The 20,136-nt window shown below is 72.8% G+C and carries 19 protein-coding genes; 14 read left to right on the top strand and 5 right to left on the bottom strand.

Translation table 11 applies throughout. The features are described from left to right. Positions 1–484 precede the first annotated feature (484 nt). Entirely contained in the window at positions 485–673 is a 189-nt protein-coding gene (locus ACP4IX_RS34535; protein WP_426526440.1) for a hypothetical protein, read from the bottom strand. Positions 674–819: 146 nt separating this feature from the next. On the opposite strand from ACP4IX_RS34535, the gene ACP4IX_RS34530 reads away from it, so the two are divergent. Then, positions 820–1,698, top strand: coding sequence for a winged helix-turn-helix domain-containing protein (locus ACP4IX_RS34530; RefSeq protein WP_426558484.1), 879 nt, complete (start codon positions 820–822; stop codon positions 1,696–1,698). Positions 1,699–1,783: 85 nt separating this feature from the next. Beyond that, the gene (locus tag ACP4IX_RS34525) at positions 1,784–2,491 is read left to right on the top strand and encodes an HAD family hydrolase (RefSeq protein ID WP_426558482.1); all 708 of its coding nucleotides are present in this window, start codon (positions 1,784–1,786) and stop codon (positions 2,489–2,491) included. A 62-nt stretch (positions 2,492–2,553) separates the two neighbouring features. On the opposite strand, the gene ACP4IX_RS34520 is transcribed toward ACP4IX_RS34525, so the two are convergent. Continuing rightward, positions 2,554–3,309: an HAD family hydrolase gene (locus ACP4IX_RS34520; protein ID WP_426526434.1), complete on the bottom strand. Its 756-nt coding sequence runs from the start codon at positions 3,307–3,309 to the stop codon at positions 2,554–2,556. A 113-nt stretch (positions 3,310–3,422) separates the two neighbouring features. On the opposite strand from ACP4IX_RS34520, the gene ACP4IX_RS34515 reads away from it, so the two are divergent. Next, a complete protein-coding gene (locus tag ACP4IX_RS34515) occupies positions 3,423–4,493 on the top strand; it encodes a phosphotransferase (protein WP_426558480.1) in 1,071 nt (356 codons plus the stop codon). A 142-nt stretch (positions 4,494–4,635) separates the two neighbouring features. Here the strand turns inward: ACP4IX_RS34515 and ACP4IX_RS34510 are convergent, their stop codons facing one another. The 3 genes from ACP4IX_RS34510 to ACP4IX_RS34500 all read right to left on the bottom strand — a co-directional run bounded on the left by ACP4IX_RS34510 (position 4,636) and on the right by ACP4IX_RS34500 (position 8,142). Further along, positions 4,636–5,556, bottom strand: coding sequence for an RNA polymerase sigma-70 factor (locus tag ACP4IX_RS34510; protein WP_426526430.1), 921 nt, complete (start codon positions 5,554–5,556; stop codon positions 4,636–4,638). Continuing rightward, positions 5,553–6,758, bottom strand: a complete 1,206-nt coding sequence (locus ACP4IX_RS34505; protein ID WP_426558479.1) for an NAD(P)/FAD-dependent oxidoreductase — start codon at positions 6,756–6,758, stop codon at positions 5,553–5,555. The genes ACP4IX_RS34510 and ACP4IX_RS34505 overlap by 4 nt, the downstream gene beginning before the upstream one ends. A 490-nt stretch (positions 6,759–7,248) precedes the next feature. Next, a complete protein-coding gene (locus tag ACP4IX_RS34500; RefSeq protein ID WP_426526426.1) occupies positions 7,249–8,142 on the bottom strand; it encodes an NAD(P)-dependent oxidoreductase in 894 nt (297 codons plus the stop codon). A gap of 68 nt (positions 8,143–8,210) precedes the next feature. Between ACP4IX_RS34500 and ACP4IX_RS34495 the strand changes: the two genes are divergently transcribed. The 11 genes from ACP4IX_RS34495 to ACP4IX_RS34445 form a co-directional block, all read left to right on the top strand. Further along, positions 8,211–8,570, top strand: a complete 360-nt coding sequence (locus tag ACP4IX_RS34495; protein ID WP_426526424.1) for a winged helix-turn-helix transcriptional regulator — start codon at positions 8,211–8,213, stop codon at positions 8,568–8,570. A gap of 494 nt (positions 8,571–9,064) precedes the next feature. Next, positions 9,065–9,814: an SDR family oxidoreductase gene (locus ACP4IX_RS34490; protein WP_426526421.1), complete on the top strand. Its 750-nt coding sequence runs from the start codon at positions 9,065–9,067 to the stop codon at positions 9,812–9,814. 271 nt (positions 9,815–10,085) lie between these two features. Next, positions 10,086–11,123 (top strand): SGNH/GDSL hydrolase family protein, encoded by a 1,038-nt coding sequence (locus ACP4IX_RS34485; protein WP_426526419.1) that lies wholly within the window; start codon positions 10,086–10,088, stop codon positions 11,121–11,123. Between the two features lie 191 nt (positions 11,124–11,314). Further along, positions 11,315–13,459 carry an iron-containing redox enzyme family protein gene (locus tag ACP4IX_RS34480; protein ID WP_426526417.1) on the top strand — a complete coding sequence of 715 codons (2,145 nt, stop codon included), beginning with the start codon at positions 11,315–11,317 and terminating at the stop codon, positions 13,457–13,459. A gap of 59 nt (positions 13,460–13,518) precedes the next feature. Further along, complete coding sequence (locus ACP4IX_RS34475; RefSeq protein ID WP_426526415.1) at positions 13,519–15,357, top strand: carbamoyltransferase family protein; 1,839 nt, start codon at positions 13,519–13,521, stop codon at positions 15,355–15,357. Between the two features lie 66 nt (positions 15,358–15,423). Beyond that, positions 15,424–15,573 carry a hypothetical protein gene (locus ACP4IX_RS34470; RefSeq protein WP_426558477.1) on the top strand — a complete coding sequence of 50 codons (150 nt, stop codon included), beginning with the start codon at positions 15,424–15,426 and terminating at the stop codon, positions 15,571–15,573. Positions 15,574–15,619: 46 nt separating this feature from the next. Further along, the gene (locus tag ACP4IX_RS34465; protein WP_426526411.1) at positions 15,620–16,573 is read left to right on the top strand and encodes a TauD/TfdA family dioxygenase; all 954 of its coding nucleotides are present in this window, start codon (positions 15,620–15,622) and stop codon (positions 16,571–16,573) included. Between the two features lie 37 nt (positions 16,574–16,610). Beyond that, a complete protein-coding gene (locus ACP4IX_RS34460) occupies positions 16,611–17,864 on the top strand; it encodes an ATP-grasp domain-containing protein (protein WP_426526409.1) in 1,254 nt (417 codons plus the stop codon). A gap of 152 nt (positions 17,865–18,016) precedes the next feature. Next, positions 18,017–18,310 carry a hypothetical protein gene (locus ACP4IX_RS34455; protein ID WP_426526407.1) on the top strand — a complete coding sequence of 98 codons (294 nt, stop codon included), beginning with the start codon at positions 18,017–18,019 and terminating at the stop codon, positions 18,308–18,310. Continuing rightward, positions 18,307–19,572 (top strand): ATP-grasp domain-containing protein, encoded by a 1,266-nt coding sequence (locus ACP4IX_RS34450; protein WP_426558475.1) that lies wholly within the window; start codon positions 18,307–18,309, stop codon positions 19,570–19,572. The genes ACP4IX_RS34455 and ACP4IX_RS34450 overlap by 4 nt, the downstream gene beginning before the upstream one ends. After that, positions 19,569–20,136 (top strand): carbamoyl-phosphate synthase domain-containing protein (locus ACP4IX_RS34445; protein WP_426558473.1); only part of this gene is annotated, 568 nt, incomplete at its 3' end. The genes ACP4IX_RS34450 and ACP4IX_RS34445, both read left to right, overlap by 4 nt.

Here is a 20,136-nt window from a genome sequence, read left to right as displayed (position 1 = left end):
CTCAAGTTGGTTGCCAACTTAGTGTTAGTTATTCCTACTTGGGAACGCCTTGTACCCACCTTTCCGTGAACTCCGCGAAGATGGCGAGAAGTTGCAGTGACCGGTTGTGGAGCCGAAACGAAACCCTGGCAGCGGGCGGTGCGCCCGGGCCGGGCCCGGGCGTCCGCGACCGGGGCGTCGCTCCCTCGCGTCGGACCGGCCGGCCGTCGAGTGCGGTACCGAGTGCGCCGCCGCCCGTCGGTGACCTGCTCGTCCCCCGGTCGGAACGGGTGGGCGGCCGCGCGCCCGAGGGGCCCCGCGGCCGTGGTGCCCGGCTGCGGCGGGACCCCGGCCGTGCCCGGCGGAACGCCGTGCCGGATCCTTCCGGGGCGACCGGAACCGGCCAAGGTCGACAGGCGTGTCTCTTCGCGTCCCGCGCCCGCCGCCTGCCCGCCGCCCGTCCGCCGCTCGTCCGCCGTCGGCCCGCGGCCGGACCGTCCCCTGGTCACAGCGCCGGCCCCGCGACGAGGAGGGCCAGCATCACCGCCCCGGCGGAACTGACGGACGGGCTCTTCGCCTTGATGCCCAGGGTGAGCAGGAGCAGGCCGACGATGCCAGTGGCGCCGTACCGCCACTGGACGATCGCCTCGAAGGCGACGACGAAGACCGTGGAGACGAGCGTGAGGACGGGCATGGTCTTTCCCCCTTCGGAAGTCTGGGAAGGAACTTCCGCCAACTAGACCAAGTTGGCAACCAACTTCTGTTAAGTTGTCCCCACTTGGCTACTACCTGTAAACAAGTTTCAAGCAACTCCCGGTAGGTAGGTCGAAGTTGTAGCGTTTGGTCGTGACTCAGGAGAACGCGTCCGTGAACGGCAGCAGAAGGCTCTCGGCCCAGGAGTTGGCCGACATCCTGCGGGAACGGATCCGCGGGGGTGACCTCAAGGCGGGCGACCGCCTGCCCACCCAGGCCGAGCTGGCCGAGGAGTTCAAGGTGGAGCGCGGCACCGTCCGCCAGGCACTGCGGGCCCTCCAGGAGGACGGCCTGCTCACCAACGTGAGCAAGGGCAGTCCGCCCCGCATCGCCGAGCCCGCCCCGGTCCGGGCAGGTGAGGCGCAGCCGGCGATGGCGGCGCTGGGGCCGAGGCTGACGAAGGCGTTCTCGGCGCCGCGGGTGCGGGTGGACGTCGTGTGCCACACGTCGGAGACGCTGATGCTCGCCCTCAGCGAGCCGCTCCGCCTCATCCACGAGGGCCACATCCGCCCGGAGTCGATCGACTTCCGTGTCCTGATGCCGTCGCGGAACGCCAAGCTGGCCTTCCCCGTCCTGGTCGAGGAGGAGGAGGACGACCCGGTCCACCGGCGCTGGCTCCAGATGCGCAACGCCCATGCCCAGGTACTCGAGCACAACCTGCGCGCCGTGCGGACCACCCGTCACGTCGACGTGCGCGTCACCTTCCGCACCCTGCCCTACTCCCCGCCGGTGAAGCTCTACCTGATCAACGGCGACGAGGCGCTGATCGGCTACTACATGCTCACCAGGCGCGCGGAGGAGTACGAGGGCCGGACGCTGGAGATGTACGACGCCCTCGGGGCCCAGTCGCTGCTGTTCTCCTTCCTGAAACGGGCGGGCCGCCGGGACGCGACGTTCGTGGAGGAGTCACAGAAGTGGTTCGACGCCCTCTGGGACACCATCACCTCGGACATGGCCCTCACCTAGAGGCCGATGACCTGGACCGACGACCTGGACCGATGACCTGGAGACCGATGACCTGGAGACCGACGAGGCGGAGCGGACGGAACCGGTGACAGCGGAGGCGGACGACGAGGCGCTGGGCCGCGCGGTCCGGCGCGCGCGGCTCGTACTGTGGGACTTCGACGGCCCGATCTGCCGTCTGTTCGCCCAGTACCGGGCGAGCCGGATCGCCGCCGAGATGGTGCGGTGGCTGGCGGACCGCGGCATGGGGGGCTTGCTCTCCCCGCACGAGCAGGCAACCGACGATCCGCAGGCGGTGCTGCGGGCCGTGGACCGCCGGTGTCCCGGCAGCGACCTGGCGGCCGGGCTGGAGGAGTTCTGCACGGCGGCGGAGCTCCGCGCCGTGCCCTCCGCGACGCCCACCGCCCACGCCGATCCGCTGATCCGCACCTGGTCGGCGATCGGGTGCCGGCTGGCCGTCGTGACGAACAACTCCCCGCGCGCGGTCGGTGCCTACCTGGCCGGCCGCGGCCTGTCGCCCTGCTTCTCCCCGCACGTCTACGGCCGCACCCGGGACCTGCACCGTCTCAAGCCCGACCCGTACTCCCTCGACCGCGCCCTGAGCGCCACGAAGGTCGCCGCCTCCGCCACCCTGATGGTCGGTGACTCCCCCTCCGACCTGGCCGCGGCCACGAGCGCCGGTGTCGGCTTCCTGGGGTACGCGAGGAACGACCGGAAGGAGAAGCTGCTGCGGGACGCCGGCGCGCAGATGATCGTGGGCTCCCTCGAACCGGTACTGCGGGTGGTGGGCCGGTAGGGCCGCCGCCGCGAGGCCGGCGACGTCCGCGACGACCGCGAGGCCGGTGACGGCCGCGGTCGTCACCCACAGGCCAGGAGCTCACCTGCAGCCCGTACGACCGGGAGATACGAGGGGACCACCGCGTCCGCGCCGCCCTGCCGCATCCTCCGTGCGCGTTCCGCATGCCGTGTGAGGCCGAGGAAACCGGTCCCGGCAGACCGGGCCGCCTCGAGGTCGGTGAGCTGGTCCCCGACGAGCAGGCAGTCGGAGGCGGGCACCGCGAGGTGGCGCAGGGCTCGGTGCACGCAGTCAGGATGCGGCTTCATCAGCCGCGCGTCGTGCGGGGAGCGGCCGAACACCCCGTCGAACTTCGGGCCCAGTCCGAGACGGCCGAGCCAGGCCAGGATGGGCTCCTCCGCGTTGTTGCTGACGACGGCCAGGCGCATGCCGAGGTCGAGGAGCAGGCCCACGAGGGTGTGCAGACGGTCCGTGGGGGGCGCCGTGCGCACGGCCTCCCATTCCCGGGCCGTGACCGCGGCTTCCGCGAGTTCCAGCGGGCGGGCGCTCGGTTTGGGTACGGATCGTTCGTACATGTCCCTGAGCGGACGGAGGATTCCGTGGGAGTCGTGGCACTCCTCGACCGAGGGGTCGAGAGTTCCCCAGTGCTGCCGGGCCGCCTGCTTGACGTGCTCTGCCACATCCGCTGTCGCCGCGCCCCCGAAGAGATCGCAGACGGGGCCGTCGAAGTCGAACAGCACCACGCGTGCGGACCCGACCGCGCGCAGCAGCCGGGCCTGGCTCCCGGTGGCTTCCCGTCTGAATCCCGTGTCGGTCACCGCGGCAGTCTGCACCACGGAGTACGGGCGGACAAAGACGACACGGGACGGTGCGGCACGGCGCCCCGTCCCCTCGCCCCATCGGCTCCACCAGGACGGGCAGAGCACAGAGGATGACACCGGCACGGTTCTCCGCGGCCCGCAGGCGAGCGGTGGCGGTGAGCGGCGACGCGAGCCTGGTCACGGGCCCGCTCAGCGGCTACCACCACGAGTCCTACGTGGTCCCCCTGCTCGACGGGACGAAGGTGAAGTTCAGGGAGCCACGCCGGTCCGTGCTGTGGTTCGACCGCAGGTACTTCGAGTCGGAGGACGCTCTGCTGCGCTCCCTGAGCGGGCGGATCGAGCGGGTGCCCGCGGTGCTCGCGAGCGAGGGCGGGCTGAGCGTGCAGACGTTCATCGAGGGACGTACGCTCGCCGCGTCGCACGCGCCGGGACGTCGGGTGCCCGCGGTGATCTTCTGCCAGATCGTGGCGTTGTTCGCCCAGTTGGCGCGGATCACGCCGGGCACGCTGGGGGCGGAGCGCCGCCGCGGTGCGCGGAACCACTCGGAGGACGGGGACAGCGGCGGGTTCCTGGAGTGGCTGACCGTCTTCGCCGAGCAGCAGGTCTACGAGGGGAACCGCGCCGAGTTCGGTTCCCTCTACCGTGCGCTGGGCGTGCCGGACGACGCGTTCGACCGGCTCAGGAAGCACGTGGCCGGGCTGCGGAAGCGCCCCTTCTGCCTCCTCCACGCGGACCTGCACCGGAAGAACCTCATCGTCGACCCGCAGCAGCGCCTCTGGACGATCGACTGGGAGCTGGCGCTGTTCGGTGACCCCCTCTACGACCTGGCGACCCACCTGCACCTCATGCGGTATCCGGTGCGTCAGGAGCGGAGGATGGTCCAGGCGTGGTGCGCGGCCGTCGAGGAGGTCCGCGAGGGCAGCTCGTACGGATACGCGTCGGACCTGCAGCGCCTCCTCGCCTTCAAGAGGGTGCAGTCCCTCTTCACCGACGTCATCCGGGTGGCGCTCTCCCTCGGGGACGCCCCGGGGCCCGGCCGGCCGGTCCTGCGGGCCGCCGCACGGCGACTGCAGGAGGTGCTGGCCGCCGCGGCCGAGCCCCTCGGGCTGGAGAACGTACCGAGCCGCGCGCGGATCGTGGCGGAGCTGGCCCGCTGGCACCGCGAACGGGAGGCGCCGTAGCCGGACCGGCCGAGCGGCGCCGGGAGGCGCGGGGCGCCCGGCCGGCGAGGCCCTCCCGGTCCGGGCGGCGGCCGGCGTCTTCCCCGACTCGCGCGCCCGCCGCCGGCGGACGACGAGATCGGCGACGCGCCGGTGGCGACGCTCACCGCGTCCCGACGTCGTACGTGGTGCCGTCGGCGACGGCCTGGAGTTTGTCCGGGTTGGCCACGTTGTGGATGGCGGTGATACGGCCGTCGGCACCGAAGTCGAAGGTGACGGTGGCGATCACGCGTCCCGGCGCGCTGAACACCAGACCCGGCCCACCGTTGATCCCGACGAGTTCGGCCTTCATGTCGGCGGGCTCGACGCCCTGGTAGGTGACGGTGCCGATGGCCGCGAACCAGGAGGCCACCGTGGCCGCGCCCACGACCGGGCGCAGGGCCTGGCGGACCTTGCCGCCGCCGTCGGTCCACAGGGTGACGTCCGGGGAGAGCAGTTCCATCAGGGCGTTGACGTCCCCGCCGGTCGCGGCGGCGAAGAACCGCTCGGTGGCCTCGCGCTGCCGCGACCGGTCGGCGGCGAAGCGAGGCCGCCGGGCCCGCACGTGCTCGCGGGCCCGGTGCGCGGCCTGCCGCACCGCGGCTTCGGAACGCTCCACGGCCTCGGCGATCTCGGCGTGGCTGAAGTCGAAGACCTCCTTCAGCACGAACACCGCGCGCTCCAGCGGGCTGAGCGTCTCCAGCACCACCATCATGGCCATCGACACCGACTCGGCGTCCGTGACGGCCTCGGCGGCATCCCCGCCGGTGAGGATGGGCTCCGGCAGCCACGGCCCCACGTAGGTCTCCCGCTTGTGCCGGGTGGAGCGCAGCCGTTCCAGTGCCAGGTTCGAGACGATGCGCGTCAGGTACGCCTTGGGGTCGGCCACCTGCGAGCGGTCCGCGGCGGACCACTTGATCCAGGCGTCCTGGACCACGTCCTCGGCGTCGGCGGCGCTGCCGAGGACGCGGTAGCCCACGGAGAACAGCAGCCGCCGGTACGCGTGGAAGACCTGGTGGTCGGGGTGGGCGGAGTGGCCGGTCACCGGGCCCCCCGAACGCGGGTGAAGCGACCTCCGCGGGGCCAGAACGCGCCCGAGGCGGGCATCTTCTTCATACGGCCGTACGTCGGCCAGGGCGAGGCGGTCACCGTCTCCTTGTACCGGACGGCCGTGCGGCCTGTCAGGCAGATCCGGCGGGGGCTGTCGTCGGGCCGAGTGAATTGCACCACGGCGTCACCGCGGCCCAGGCTCACCGGCGTGTGGTAGTAGCCGAAGCGGAACGGCTTGGGCTGCTTGCCCTTGAGCACGCGGTCGATCGACAGCGCGGCGTGCACCCCGGTCGGCATGCCGCCCTGGCAGGTGCCGTGCATGACGCCGTACCCCTGGCGGATCGCGGCCGCGTCACCGATCGCGTACACCTCCGGGTGGGACACCGACCGCAGCGTGGCGTCGGTGACGATGCGTCCGCGTTCGTCGACGGCCAGCCCGGCGGCGGCCGCCAGCGGCGACACCCGAGTACCGCTCGTCCACAGGACCGCGTCGGCCGCGATGCTCTCCCCGTCCGCCGGCTCCACCGCGTCGGGCAGCACCTTCACCACCTCGACCCCGGCGCGTACCCGGACGCCCAGCCGGTCGAGCGCGGCGCGCAGATACGCCCTCGCCCTCGGGTTCATCGTCGCACCGGGCTCCTGCCTGCCCAGCAGCACCACGTTCAGCCGCGGGTACCGCTCGGCGATCTCCGCGGCCGACTCGACGCCGGTCAGCCCGCTGCCCGCGACCACCACCGTGCCGCTGTCGAGCCGCGCCAGCCGGTCGGCCAGCAACTCGGCGTCCTGGGCACTGCTCAGGGTGTACGCGTGGTCCTCGACACCCGGCACCGCCGACGTGTCGGCGACCCCGCCCAGCCCGTACACCAGCGTGTCGTAGTGCAGCACCCGGTCGTCGTCGACCCGCACGGTCCTCGCGTCCGCGTCGACCGCGGTGACCCAGCCGCGCAGGAACCGCGCGCCCGTGCCCTCCAGCAGCTCCGGGATGCTCAGCTCGGCGAGCGGCTGCCCGGTCGCCGTCATGTGCAGCCGCATGCGCTCGGTGAACCGCTCCTGCGCGTTCACCACGGTCACCCGCACCCCCGGGCGCCGCTGCACCCGGGCCGCGAGCTGGACCGCCGCGGCCATGCCCGCGTATCCCGCCCCCAGGATCACCACGTGGTGCGCGGTCGCGGTGCCGGTCTCCTGCTGTGCGCTCATCGTTCCGTCCTCCTCGGCTCGCTTGCAGACGCCCACCAGATGGGAGCAGGCGGCCCGGACGTGACATGGGACGGATGTGATGCGCGCCACAGCCCGGGCCGGGGTCCGCCGGGAGGCGGTCGAAGCGGTCCGCGCAGCCGTCATGGCTCGGTGGCCGTGACGGCTGCCCCGTCCCTCTCGGGCCCGTACCTCTCCCGGTCGACTCGTGCGAGAGGAGGCTCGGCGCGCGAGCGGACACGGATGCTCCTCGGCCCCCGGGCCGGCGGCGGACGCGGAGGCGGAGGGCCCCGGAGGCGGAGGGCCCCGGAGGCCGGGGTCCGCACCGGCTCTGCGTGGTGCTCGCCCGTGCGGTGTCCCGGCTGGACGTGGTGCACGGGCGGTCCTGCCGTTCCGGCGGGTTCCGCGCGGCCTCTGTCGTTCCGGCGGGCTCCCGTCGGCCCCTGCCGTTCCGGCGGGCTCCCGTCGGCGCAGCTCCGACGGGCTCCGGGGGTCAGCGCCGGGCGATCACCTCGGCGACGCGGGTGAACCCGTCCGTGCCGTGCCCGAGCGCGATGACCCGCCGGGCCTGCCCCTCGATCACGCGCATCAGGCTCGCGTCGATGCCGTGCGCCTCGGAGGCGTGGACGACGTGGGCCATGGTCGAGGCGGCCGAGGTGATCGGGTTCAGCTCGCCCGAGTACGACCCGGAGTCGGTGTCGGCGGCGAACTCGGTGAACAGGGGCGGCAGGATCGCGGCGATGCCCTGGGCGAAGGGGGCGAGCTCCGCACCGGTGACGCCCTCCGCGCGGGCCACGGCGAGGGCGTGGACGTAGCCGCCCATCGCCGTCCAGAAGATGTCGAGCAGCGCGATGTCGTAGGCCGCGGCGCGCCCGGGGTCCTCACCCAGGTGGGTGTGGGTGCCGCCGAGCGCCGCCAGCACGGGCTGGTGCTCCCGGTACAGCTCCTCGGGGCCGCTGTGCAGGAACACCGCGTCGTCCGTGCCGATGGTCGGGGTCGGGGTCATGATCGCGCCGTCCAGGTAGCGGACGCCGTGCAGGCCGGCCCACTCGGCCGTGTCCCGGGCGCGGTCGGGGGTGTCGGCGCTCAGGTTCACGAGGGTGCGGCCCTTGAGGGCGGCGGTGACGTCCTCCTGGCGCAGTACGGCGTCCGAGGCGTCGTAGTTGACGACGCAGACGACCGTCAGCGGGGATGCGGCGACCGCCTCCGCGGCCGACGGCGCCGCGACCGCGCCGCGGGCGACGAGGTCGGCGTCCCGGCCCGGGGTGCGGTTCCACACGGTGGTGCGCAGGCCGGCGTCGAGGAACGCGGCGGCCAGCGCCCGGCCCATCGGGCCGAGCCCGAGTACGGTGACGGCGGCGGGGGACCGGTCGGTGTGCACGGACATGCTTCAACTCCCGTAACGTACTGAGTAATTGCGGATAATCGGGTAATCGCTGATGAAGGGGGTACCGCATGGCGCACCGGCGCCACGATCCGAACGTCTGCGGAGTGACCGCTGCGATCGCCGTGATCGAGGGCAAGTGGAAGACCACGCTGCTGTGGCAGCTGGAATCCGGCCCGCACCGGCCGGCCGAACTGCGCCGGCGGGTGCCCGGCCTCACCGAGAAGGTGCTGACCCAGGCGCTGCGCGAGATGGAGGCGGACGGTCTGGTGGACCGGCGGGTGTACGACGTGCTTCCGCTGAAGACCGAGTACTCCCTGACCGCGTTCGGCCGCGACCTCGCCGAGGCCCTTGCTCCTCTCTCCGACTGGGGGCACCGGCGTCTGGACAGGCTGGCCGGCCCGGAGACCGGCGCTCGCGCGGCCTCCTGACGTTCACCTGCCCCTCCAGCTTCGGCGGTGAGGGGCGCGCTGCCAAGTACGCACAAAAAGGTGGGTAGGGGCGGGCCGGCGGACAGCCGTGCCCGTCGCCCACCACGTGCCCGTCCTGCGTGCCGTCGTCGCGCTGACCTTGTCTCCCGGCCCTCGGCGCTTCCCTGGTCCGCCCGGCAACCCGGGGCGGAGCCGTCGCGGTGAGGCCGGCCGCCGCCGGTCGGCCGTTGGGTCCGCACACCTCTGGCCGGCCCGCGCCCGTAGGCCCGGACCGCCCCGGCCGAGGCGCCCCGCCCCACCCTCCCGTGTTCCTTTTGTCTGCCCTGCGGGTTTCCGCATTGCCGATGTCCGAACAATGGGCGCGGTTCAACGCGCGTCGCCGAGTGGGGAGGATTCCACCGCACGGATGAACGACCGAGGGAATTCCACAGGACAGCTGCGGGAAGTCCCTTGGCCGCATCGAATGCCGGACGAGTGGAAAGGCGGTGGCGTCGGTGGCCGGAAAGGCCGTGGTGACCGGGGCGAGCAGCGGAATAGGCGCGGCGACGGTGCGCCGGCTGGCGAAGAACGGATTCGACGTGGTCGCCGTCGCCCGCCGTACGCAGCGGCTGCGGCGACTGGCCGAGGAGACCGGCGCACGACCGTACCCGCTCGACGTCACCGACGACGGCGCCGTACGGCGTTTCGCCGCCGGACTCGGCTCCTGCGACGTCCTGGTGAACAACGCGGGCGGCGCCCTGGGGGCGGAATCCGTGGCCGAGGCGGACGCGGCGGACTGGGAGCGGATGTACGCGGTGAACGTGCTGGGAACCCTGCGCGTGACCCAGGCCCTGCTGCCGTTGCTCAAGGCCGGCCAGGGCGGCACCGTCGTCACCGTGACCTCCACCGCGGCCTTCACCGCCTATGAGGGAGGCGGCGGCTACTGCGCGGCCAAGTACGCCGAGCGCGCGCTCACCGAGACGCTGCGCCTGGAGCTGAGCGGCGAGCCCGTCCGGGTGATCGAGGTGGCGCCCGGCCTGGTCATGACCGAGGAGTTCGCCCTCAACCGGATGCGCGGCGACGCCGAGCGGGCCGCGGCGGTCTACGAGGGCGTCGACCGCCCCCTCACCGCCGACGACGTCGCCGAATGCGTCGCGCTGGCGGTGGGGCTGCCCCAGCACGTCAACGTCGACCGGCTCGTGGTCCGGCCGCTGGCCCAGGCGGCCCAGCACAAGCTGCACCGCGGCCCGCTGTTCCAGGCCTGATCGCCCCTCCCGACGCCCGACCGCCCCTCCCGACGCCCGACCGCCCCTCCCGACGCCCGACCCGCCCCTCCCGAGGCCTGCCCCGCCCCTCCCGAGGCCTGCCCCGCCCCTCCCGACGCCCGACCCGCCCCTCCCGAGGCCTGCCCCGCCCCCCGAGGCCCGACCGCCCCCCCCGAGGCCCGACCGCCCCCTCCCAGGCCCGACCGCCCCCTCCCAGGCCTGACTTCCCGTTCCACCCACCTCATCCGCACCAGCCGAGGAGTGCGACCACGTGAAGCTCCACCGTGACGAGCTGACCCCCCAGATGCAGGAGTACGCGCGGTTCGACGACCGCGGCGAAGCCCGCTACCTGCCCTACCTCATGTACTTCCACCGGGCCGATTACCGGTCCTCCGTCATCAACACGGACCGGGCGGGCTTCCGCGTCTCGCACGGCCCGGGCGGACAGACGGCCTCCGCGGCCGGCCGCGTGCCCGCCGGTCCGGTGCGGCTGATCTCGGGCAGCTCCACCGTGCTCGGCATCGGCGCCACCAGCGATGCCACCACCCTCGCCTCCCGGTTGTGGGGCAAGCACGCCCCGTCCGCGCCGTGGCTCAACTTCGGCGGCCGCTGCTACAACTCGACCCAGGAACTGCTGCTGTTCACCCTCTACCGCCACCTGCTGCCGGAGATCGAGGAGATCGTCGTCTTCTCGGGGCTCAACGACCTGACCGTCGGCAGGCTGCCTCAGTGGCAGCAGGGCGACCACGGCGCGTTCTGGTTCTGCGGTGAGTACTTCGACAAGATGGAGGAGCTCCGCGAGAGCAACCGCAAGGCCGCCGGCAACAAGCTCCTGGGCCGCCGCACCGAGCGCCGCCGCACCATCTCCACCCACGACGACGTCCGCCGCGACATCCCGGCGGTCATCGACTCCGCCGCCGAGCTGACCCTGCGCCACCTGGAGAGCTGGCGGCGGCTGGCCGGGCCGGCGGCCCGGCTGACGTACGTACTGCAGCCGATGGCGCTGTGGATGCGGGACCGGCACGCGCCGCAGGAGCAACTGCTCTTCGACGAGATCGACCGCATCTCCAAGCTGGGCACCTGGGAGGCCCTCTACGGCGACATCTCCCGCAAGGAGGTCGCCCGTGCCTTCTCCGAGCAGCTGCGGGCCGGCTGCGAGAAGCTCGGCATCCGCTACGTCGACCTCAACCCGGTCGTGGCCGAAGCGGTCACCGAACGGGACTGGATCTTCGTGGACAGGGCGCACTACACCGACCACGGCTACGACCTGGTGGCCCGCGTTCTCGCCGAAACGCTCGCGCTTTCCTGACCCGCCTTTCCCCTTTCGGTCCTTCTTGCAATCCCCCCTTGAGAAAAGGTGATGACGCGTGTCCCTTCTGCGGAAGCTCGCGGACGTCCTGTTCCGGCGCAAGAAGCGCGCCAGCCGTAAGAACGACGCATCCATCTATCCCATGTTCTGACGCGTTCCTGCGGAAAAACAGGCCGTTCGAAAGGAGAAGGATGTACGACGACGGCGGCCCCGCCCGGGTCGTGTACGCGTACGCCGCCGACCCCGAGGCATCGCTGCCGGACGGCGGATTCGTCGAGGAGGTCCGCACCGAGCTGCGCCGGGCGGCCGTCGCCGGCGGCCCGCTCGACGACCTCGTGGGGCAGGCGGCCGACTGGGCGGCGGCCGAGGGCAAGCGATTCACGGGCCTGCTCGACGCCGGGCACCGGGAGGGCCGGCCCGCCGGGCACGAGGAGGTGCTGGTGCGCCGGGCCGTCCTCGGCTGCTCCCCGCTCTCCCTCGTCTCCGGTGCCTGGCTGCAGTGGCTGAGCGCACCGGGCAACTTCGAGGTCCCCGTGGTGCTGCGGATCCTCGCGCTGTACGCCGCCGACGTGGGCGCCGGACATCCGCACGCCTCCCGGGGCAGCGCCTTCCTGGAGTTGCTGCGCAGGCTGCGGCTCGCGGAGCACGCGGTACCGGCGGCCCGGCTCACCGGCGACCAGCGCATTCCCGAGACGGCGTTCCGTCTGCCCGGCCTGCTGCTGGCGATGAGCAGGCGACCGGACGAGTTCCGCGGCGAACTGCTCGGCGCCGACCTGTGCCTGCGCACGGTCGGCCTGCTGCCCGCCCTGAGGATGGTCAGGCGGGCCCGCCCGGCCGGAACCGACTGGGAGGCGGTGGACCCCTCGGTGCCGCGGGACGACGCCGCGGAGCGGCCGGACCTCCAGTGCCGCGCCCTGGCCGACGAACTGGCCGAGGAGGGCGGCCCCCGGGCCGCGGCCGCGGTGGGCCGGGGCTTCGCCTGGACGCTGGGGGCGCTGCGCGAGTGGTCCGGGGCGCTGTACGCGGAGCTGGTCGCGGCCGGAGACCCGGCGTTCGACATGGCGGAACTGATGCGGCAGCGCTCCCGTGAGGGCTCCGTGTACCACCACCAGTTCCAGCTGGAGGGCAAGCCCCTCGCCCGCTGGCTCACCGAGTGCCGTACCGACGCGGGCCCGCTGCTGGACGCCCTGGCCCGCAGCAGACTCGTCAAGCCCGGCCGGTCGCACGCCAGCTCGCTGGTGCGCGGGCTGGTCGGGGAGCGCGGGCCGATGTTCCGGGTGTTCTCACCGGAGGACCTGAACGTCATCCGGCGGTGGATCGACTCCTTGCCGGCGGCGCCCCCGCAGGAGAACACCGCCCGCACCGAGACCCGTACGGAGGGCACGCCCGCCGCCCCCACCGCGGTGGCCGCCGCGCTCCGCGCCGGCCACCCCTCGCCGGGCCGCGCCCCTTCCTCCGTACGCGAGGCCTACACCCTGCTGATGCGCCGCACCGACACCCCGGAGCTGCGGTCCTGGGCCAAGCGGTACGTCGCCGGCTGGCTGGCCCGGTCGCGGCACGGCATGGACGGGGCCGTGCCGCTGCCGGAACGCTGGACACGGGAAGGGCTGCGACCCTGGCTCCAGGACCGGCACGACCGGCACGGTGCGGAGTTCGAGGAGAACGCCGAGGTGCCGCTGCCCTCCAGGGAAGCCGTCGTCGACGACACCGTGCAGACGGCGCCGCTGACTCTGATCGACGGCAGCTGGCTGCAGGGGTTCACCGACTACGAGCAGGCGTCGTCGGAGATCGGGCATTCGCTCTTCGAGACCTACTGGGACGAACTCGGCAACGGGGAGCCCCGGTTGAACCACCCGCTCATCTACCGGGACGTCCTCAAGGAGATGGGCGTCGACCTGCCGCCCACCGCCTCGGCCGAGTTCGCCCGCTGGCCCGGCTTCCGGGACGAGTCGTTCGAGCTGCCGGTGTACTGGCTGTGCGTCGGCCGGTTCCCGAGGACGTTCCTGCCCGAGGTGCTCGGGCTGAACCTGGCGATGGAGCTGTCGGGAGTCGGCGGCACCTACCGCCGGGCCCGGCTCGCGCTGAAGGCGTACGGCTTCAGCACGCGCTTCGTCGACATCCACAACACCATCGACAACGTCGCCACCGGGCACTCCGCGTGGGCCGCGGACGCGGTGGACACCCTCATGGCCGCCCTGCCCGAGACCCCCGGTCCAGGCGGCCGGGCGGAGACCTGGCAGCGCGTGCGGGTGGGCTACCGCTCGCTGAATCCGCCGAGCGGCGTGGGCGCCCGGCTGGCCGCCCGCCGCGGACGGCTGGCCGGCCGGCGGGGATGAGGCGGCGCCCGATCGCAAGGACCACAACCCGCACACCAATTCCGTGGAGGAACGCAGCGGTGTCTGACCTGATCCTGGGAGTGTCGGCCTTCTACCACGACAGCGCCGCGGCGCTGATCGCCGACGGTGTGCCTGTCGCGGCTGCTCAAGAGGAACGTTTCAGCAGGCGACGGCACGACCCTTCCTTCCCCTCGGCGGCCGTTCGCTACTGCCTCGAGGAGGCGGGCGCACGCCTGGACGACGTGTCCGCCGTCGCCTACTACGAGGACCCGCGGCTGAAGTTCCGCCGGGTCCTGGCCACCTTCCTCGGCGCCGCCCCGACCGGCTTCGCGTCCTTCCGCGACACCCTCCCCTCCTGGCTCGGGCCGGGCGGCAAGCTGCGCACCGCCGACCGGGTGCGCGCCGAACTCGCCGCCCTGGGCCAGGGCCCGGTACCCCGGCTGTCCGTGCGCCGTCACCACGAGTCGCACGCCGTGTCGGCCTTCTTCCCCAGCCCCTACGAGTCCGCCGCGGTCCTGTGCATCGACGGCGTCGGCGAATGGGCCACGACCACCCTGTGGCACGGCCGCGGCACCGAACTGACCCCCCTCGCGGAACTGCGGTTCCCGCACTCGCTGGGGCTGCTGTACTCGGCGTTCACCTACTTCTGCGGCTTCAAGGTCGACTCCGGCGAGTACAAGTTGATGGGCCTGGCCCCCTACGGCAGGCCCCGCTACGCGAACCTCATCCGCGAGCAGCTCATCGACGTCAAGGCCGACGGCTCCTTCCGCCTGGACATGCGGTACTTCGCGTACCTGCGCGGCCAGGTGATGACCGGCCGGGGCTTCGAGAAGCTCTTCGGCGGACCCCGGCGGGACCCCGAGGGCCCGCTCACGGAACGGGAGTTCGACCTCGCCGCCTCCGTGCAGGCCGTCACCGAGGAGGTCGTGCTCAGGCTGGCGCGGACCGCACGTGAACGCACCGGCGAGTCCAGGCTGTGCCTGGCGGGCGGTGTCGCCCTCAACTGCGTCGCCAACGGAAAGATCATCGACGCCGGGATCTTCGACGAGGTGTGGATCCAGCCGGCCGCCGGGGACGCCGGCGGCGCGCTCGGCGCGGCCCAGGCCGTCGCCATGGAACGCGGGGTGCGCCGCGACCACCCCGCCACCGGACGCGACGCGATGAGCGGCTCGCTCCTCGGGCCCGGCTACGACGACGAGGAGATCGCCGCCTACCTGGAGTCCCGCGGCATCCCGCACCAGCGACTGGACCCCGACACGCTGGCCAAGGCGGTCGCCGAAGGGCTGGCCGAAGGGAAGATCGTCGGCTGGTTCCAGGGCCGTATGGAGTTCGGACCGCGTGCCCTGGGCGCCCGCTCGATCATCGGAGACCCGCGCAACCCGGACATGCAGTCCACCATGAACCTGAAGATCAAGTTCCGTGAGTCGTTCCGCCCGTTCGCGCCCGCGGTGCTGGCTCCCGACGCCACCGACTACTTCGACCTGCCGCAGGAGAGCCCGTACATGCTCGTGGTCTCCCAGGTCACGGCCTCCCAGCGGCTCGACGCCGACAGCGCCGGCGCCGGCGGCCTCGACCTGCTCAAGGTGCACCGCTCGACCATTCCCGCCGTCACCCACGTCGACCACTCGGCGCGGGTGCAGACGGTCACCGAGCACAGCAATCCCGCCTACCACCGGCTGCTGACCGCCTTCAAGGCCCGCACCGGCTGCCCGGTGCTGGTCAACACGTCCTTCAACGTGCGCGGCGAGCCCATCGTGAACACCCCGGACGACGCCTACACCTGCTTCATGCGCACCAACATCGACATGCTCGCGCTCGGCAGCTTCCTGCTGGAGAAGAGCGCCCAGCCCGCCTGGTCGGAGGAGCACGACTGGCGCGCCGAGATCCCCCTCGACTGAGCACCCGTCCCACCACGCCTCACGTACCCCGGCGCCCCGCCCGGGTGCAGGGAGAACGGACCGCCCATGCGCACCTTCCTGCTCTTCCTCGTCTACTGCCTCGTAGTGACGCCCGTCGGCCTGCTCGGCCGCGTCGTCAAGGACCCCCTGGCCCGCAGCCGGCCCTCCGGTACGACGACCTACTGGATCCCGTCGGCCCCGTCACAGGCCCGCTGAACGGCGAGCGGCGGAGACGAGCCCACGACCGATCGGAGGACAAACGATGACCAGCCTGCTCCAGTTCGCCCGGCACCGCATCGACGACAGCGTCCGGGACCTGCTGGACAAGGAGATTTCGGAACGCGTCTCGGAGACCCGACTGGACTCCGATCTCGACGACGCCATCCTCGCCGGCATCGGCGCGTACGCGCTCAGCCGCCATCTCCCCGGTGACGTGCTGCAGAGCGTCCAGGTGTTCACCGCGGCCGCGCGGCACGCCCTGGTGCTGTCCAACCTGCCGGCCCAGGACTTCCCCGCCACCCCGGTGAGCGGCTTCGGCAACGAACCCGAACTGGCCGTCACCAACGCCATCCACCTGGGGCTGATCCGCCTGATCGGCGGCACGCCCTTCGCCGTCGCCTACGAGAACGACGGCCACCTCATCCGCAACGTCGTACCGAACCCGTCGGCCTGCGGCACGACCAGCTCCTGGGGTGCCGACTCGGAGTTCTTCTGGCACACCGACAACCCCCACCAGCCGTTCGGCAGGCCGGGCTCCGACCCTCGTCTCTACACCCCGCCGTACCTGACCTTCTACGCGGTACGCAACGAGGAGCAGGTCCCCACCGAGATCGCCGCGCTCGACGACGTCGTCGTGCGTCTGGACGCCGAGACCCGGCAGATCCTGCAGACCGCCCAGTTCGAGGTCGGCGCGCCGGACTCCAACGACGGCGGGGTCACCGGCCCGCTGCGCGAGGCCGCGATCCTCGAACCCGACGGCACGGGCCGCCACCGCGCCCGCTACGACCGCGGCACCACCCGCGGCGTCACCGAGCGCGCCCGGACCGCCCTGGACCGCTGGAGCGAGGCGCTGGCCACGATCCCGGCAGCCGAACTCGTCCTGGACACCGGCGACTTCATGATCTTCGACAACCACCGGGTGCTGCACCGCCGCAAGGCCTTCACCCCGCGCCCCGACGCAACGGCCCGCTGGCTGCGCCGCTGCTACGCCGCCTGACACAGGCCGTCCCGAACACCCGCACGGAGGGAACCCCATGAACAAGTACCGCGTGGCCGTCGTCGGCGGCCGCCCGGCCCCGATCGCCGGCGCCAAGCAGCTCGGCATCGACGTCGTCCTCGTCCACGAGGAGGGCGCCTACGACCCGGCCATCGCCGAGCACTGCGAGCGCATCGTGCACGTCCCCATCGCCGACGGCCAGGCCGTCCTCGACGTACTGAAGCCGCTGCACGACGAGCGGCCGTTCGACCGGGTGCTCACCACCACCGAGCCGGCCGCCGAGTCCACCGGGTTCGTCGTCGACTCGCTCGGCCTGCCCGGTGTCACCGAGGCCACCGCCCGCGCCCTCAAGGACAAGGCGCTCACCCGCGAACTGCTCGACAAGCACGGCCTGAGCCCCGTGCGGTACCGGATGGTCAACAGCGCCGCGGAGATAGCCGACTTCCGCGCCGAGGTCGGCGAACGGATCATCGTCAAACCGGTGGACGGCGTGGCCAGCCTGCACATCCACCCCGTGGACGGCACCGAGGACGCCGAACGGGCCTGGCAGGCACTGCGCGAGGCGGGCATCAGCGCCGTCATCGCCGAGGAGTACCTCGACGGCCCGGTGGTCAGCGTCGACTCCTTCTCCCACGAAGGCCGCCACCTGCCCATCGGCTACTCCGAGTACCGCATGAACGAGCGGTACGTCGAATGGGAGGTCAGCACGCCCAGCCGGTACGCCCGGCCGTGGCTCGCCGAGCTCCGCGAGCTCACGCCGAAGCTGCTGGACGCGGTGGGCCTCACCGAGGGCCCCTCGCACAGCGAGTTCGTGCTGACCGAGAAGGGCCCCCGGGTCCTGGAGTCGCACGCCCGGCTGGCCGGCAGCGGCGCACCCGAACTGGTCCGGCGGGCCTTCGGCCTGGACCTGAACCGGATGTTCCTCACCGTTCCGCTCGGCATCGACGCCCTGCCCGCCACCTCGCCCGAACCGCTGGGCGGCGCTGCCGTACGGTTCTTCACCCCCGAGCCCGGCACGGTCACCGCCGTCGAGGTCGCCGAGGACGCCGCCGACGAGGTGCGCAGGATCCCCGAGGGCGAGGTGCTGTACGTCTTCCTGCCCTACCTCGACGAGTTCCGGGACACCGAGGTGGCCGCGGTGATCGGCAAGGCCGTGGGCGAGACCGTGCCCCCGCTGCTGACCGTCGCCGACTGCGTCAGCGGGTATGCCATCGCGTCCGGGCGGGATGCCGACGACGCCGTGGCCAAGACCGAGGCCGTCAACGCGAGGATCCGCTTCGAGACGCGCTGAGCACGCCTTCTTCCGACTCCGGCCGGGTGGCCGGGCCCCGCTTCCGCCGGCGCCCGGTCGCCCGGTCCCGCCTCGTGTGCGCCCGACTGCCACCCGGCCGCGACGCCCGCCGAGGCCTCCGGCCCGCACCGACCACTGGGAGGGAACCGCCCGTGAACCCCATCGCCGCTTCCGCCGTCCCGGCGGGTAGCTCCGCACCGGACCCCGTCACCCAGCTGAACTCCGCCCGGCTGCTCGTGGAGGAGCGGTACACCGACGAGCAGCCGCTGATCCGGGCCGCTCTCCACCTGATCGACTGCGCGACCGACATCGTCGCCGGACTGCCCGAGCCCGACCTCGACGTCTGCCGCGACGCCCTCGGCTCCGCCCGCGCCGCCGTGGTCTCGGCGACCTACGCCGTGGGCCGGGTCCGCGACCTGGCCGTGCCCGGAACGGAGCGCGCATGAGTCACCACATCGTCGTCCTCCACCGCTGGCGCGACCGCCACGCCCGCTACGAGGACTACCTGGACCACCGCACCCACCACATCACCTACGTCACCACCCGCCTCGCCCTGGACTCCGTACCCGCCGGCGCCGCGGCCGCCCTGGTCGTCCCCGCCACCGACGACACCGCGGCGGTCTGGCGCGCGGTGACCGAACTGCGCGCCCGCTTCGGCCCGCCCGCTCGGCTCCTGGCGCTCAACGAGGGCGACCTGGACACCGCGGCCGCCATCCGCGTCCGCCTCGGCTGCGCCGGCCAGACCCCCGCCGAACTCGCCCGGTTCCGCGACAAACTGGTGATGAACCAGATCGTGTCCGGCGCGCGCGTACCCACCCCCCGCTTCGCGGACGCCCCCGACGAGCACGCCGTCCGCGCGTTCGCCGCCCGCCACGGCCTGCCCGTCGTGGTCAAGCCGCGCCGCGGTACCGCCAGCCGGGGCGTCGTACGCCTCGACTCCCCCGCCGACCTGCCGCGGCTGCGGGCCCTGCCGTCCGAACCGCGCCTGGTGCAGGAGTACTGCCCGGACGACATCGTCCACATCGACGGCCTGTGGACGGGCGAACGCCTGGGACCGTGGCGGGCCTCGCGCTACGTCAACACCTGCGTCGGCTTCACCCAGGGCCAGGCACTCGGCTCCGTCGAGATCGACGACCCTGAACTGCTGGGCGCCCTCGGCGAGTTCACCGCGCGGGTCGCGGGCGCGCTCAGCTCCGACCCCTGGGTCTTCCACCTGGAGGCGTTCGTCGGCACCCGCGCCGATGGCCGGCCCGCGATCCGGTTCCTGGAGGCGGGCTACCGGGTGGGCGGCGCGGAGATCCCGTTCGTCTGGCGGGAGGTGCACGGCATCGACCTGATGCGGGCCGCCGCCGACATCCAGCTCGGCCGGTCCCCCGACCTCCCCGTGCCCGAGCGGTGGCGCACCGGCGGCTGGCTGCTCGTACCGTCCCCGGTCCCGCCCCCCTGCTGGGTGGTCGGACACGACCTGCCCGCCCCGCAGGACCCGGCCGAGGCTCCGTACGCCGTGGTCGTTCCCGAGGCCGGCCGGGTCATCCCCCGGGCCGGCGGCTACGAGCACGTCGGCGCCCGCTTCCGGTTCCGCGGCGACTCCAGCGGGGAGGTCGAGAAGGCGGTCCTGCGCACAGCGGCCCAGTTCCGCCTGGAGTGCGTCCCCGAGACCGCGGTCCACGGCGGCGGGGGCCGCCCGGTGTGCGGACTGGACCGATGAGCGGCCGCGGACCCGCTGCGGCCGTACTCGTCCTGGAGGACGGCCGGATCTTCCGGGGGCATGCGTACGGGGCCCGGGGGGCGGCCTTCGGGGAGGCGGTGTTCTCGACGGGCATGACCGGCTACCAGGAGACGCTGACGGACCCCTCGTACGACCGCCAGATCGTCGTCGCGACCGCACCGCAGATCGGCAACACCGGCTGGAACGACGAGGACGACGAATCGAGCCGGATCTGGGTGGCCGGGTACGTTGTCCGCGACCCCGCCCGCGTGCCGTCCAGCTGGCGGGCCAGGCGCTCGCTGGACGAGGAACTGGTCAGGCAGGGCGTCGTCGGCATCTCCGGCATCGACACCCGCGCCCTCACCCGCCACCTGCGCGAGCGCGGCGCCATGCGGGCGGGAGTCTTCTCCGGCGAGGTGATCGGAACCGAGCCGGAACTCGTCGCGCGGGTACGGGAGCAGCCGCACATGAAGGGCGCGAACCTGTGCGCCGAGGTCGCCACCAAGGAGGCGTACGTCGTTCCGGCGATCGGTGAGAGGAAGTTCACCGTCGCCGCGGTCGATC

This window comes from Streptomyces sp. WG5, assembly GCF_049974565.1.
Lineage (GTDB): Bacteria > Actinomycetota > Actinomycetes > Streptomycetales > Streptomycetaceae > Streptomyces.
This window is presented reverse-complemented; position numbering and strand designations above follow the sequence as displayed.

Bases quoted from the DNA above. Each gene is read 5' to 3' on its own strand.
- ACP4IX_RS34465 (WP_426526411.1), top strand. From the start codon at position 15,620: ATGACCAGCCTGCTCCAGTTCGCCCGGCACCGCATCGACGACAGCGTC.
- ACP4IX_RS34460 (WP_426526409.1), top strand. From the start codon at position 16,611: ATGAACAAGTACCGCGTGGCCGTCGTCGGCGGCCGCCCGGCCCCGATC.
- ACP4IX_RS34505 (WP_426558479.1), bottom strand. From the start codon at position 6,758: ATGAGCGCACAGCAGGAGACCGGCACCGCGACCGCGCACCACGTGGTG.
- ACP4IX_RS34450 (WP_426558475.1), top strand. From the start codon at position 18,307: ATGAGTCACCACATCGTCGTCCTCCACCGCTGGCGCGACCGCCACGCC.
- ACP4IX_RS34470 (WP_426558477.1), top strand. From the start codon at position 15,424: ATGCGCACCTTCCTGCTCTTCCTCGTCTACTGCCTCGTAGTGACGCCC.
- ACP4IX_RS34495 (WP_426526424.1), top strand. From the start codon at position 8,211: ATGGCGCACCGGCGCCACGATCCGAACGTCTGCGGAGTGACCGCTGCG.
- ACP4IX_RS34480 (WP_426526417.1), top strand. From the start codon at position 11,315: ATGTACGACGACGGCGGCCCCGCCCGGGTCGTGTACGCGTACGCCGCC.
- ACP4IX_RS34515 (WP_426558480.1), top strand. From the start codon at position 3,423: ATGACACCGGCACGGTTCTCCGCGGCCCGCAGGCGAGCGGTGGCGGTG.
- ACP4IX_RS34500 (WP_426526426.1), bottom strand. From the start codon at position 8,142: ATGTCCGTGCACACCGACCGGTCCCCCGCCGCCGTCACCGTACTCGGG.
- ACP4IX_RS34535 (WP_426526440.1), bottom strand. From the start codon at position 673: ATGCCCGTCCTCACGCTCGTCTCCACGGTCTTCGTCGTCGCCTTCGAG.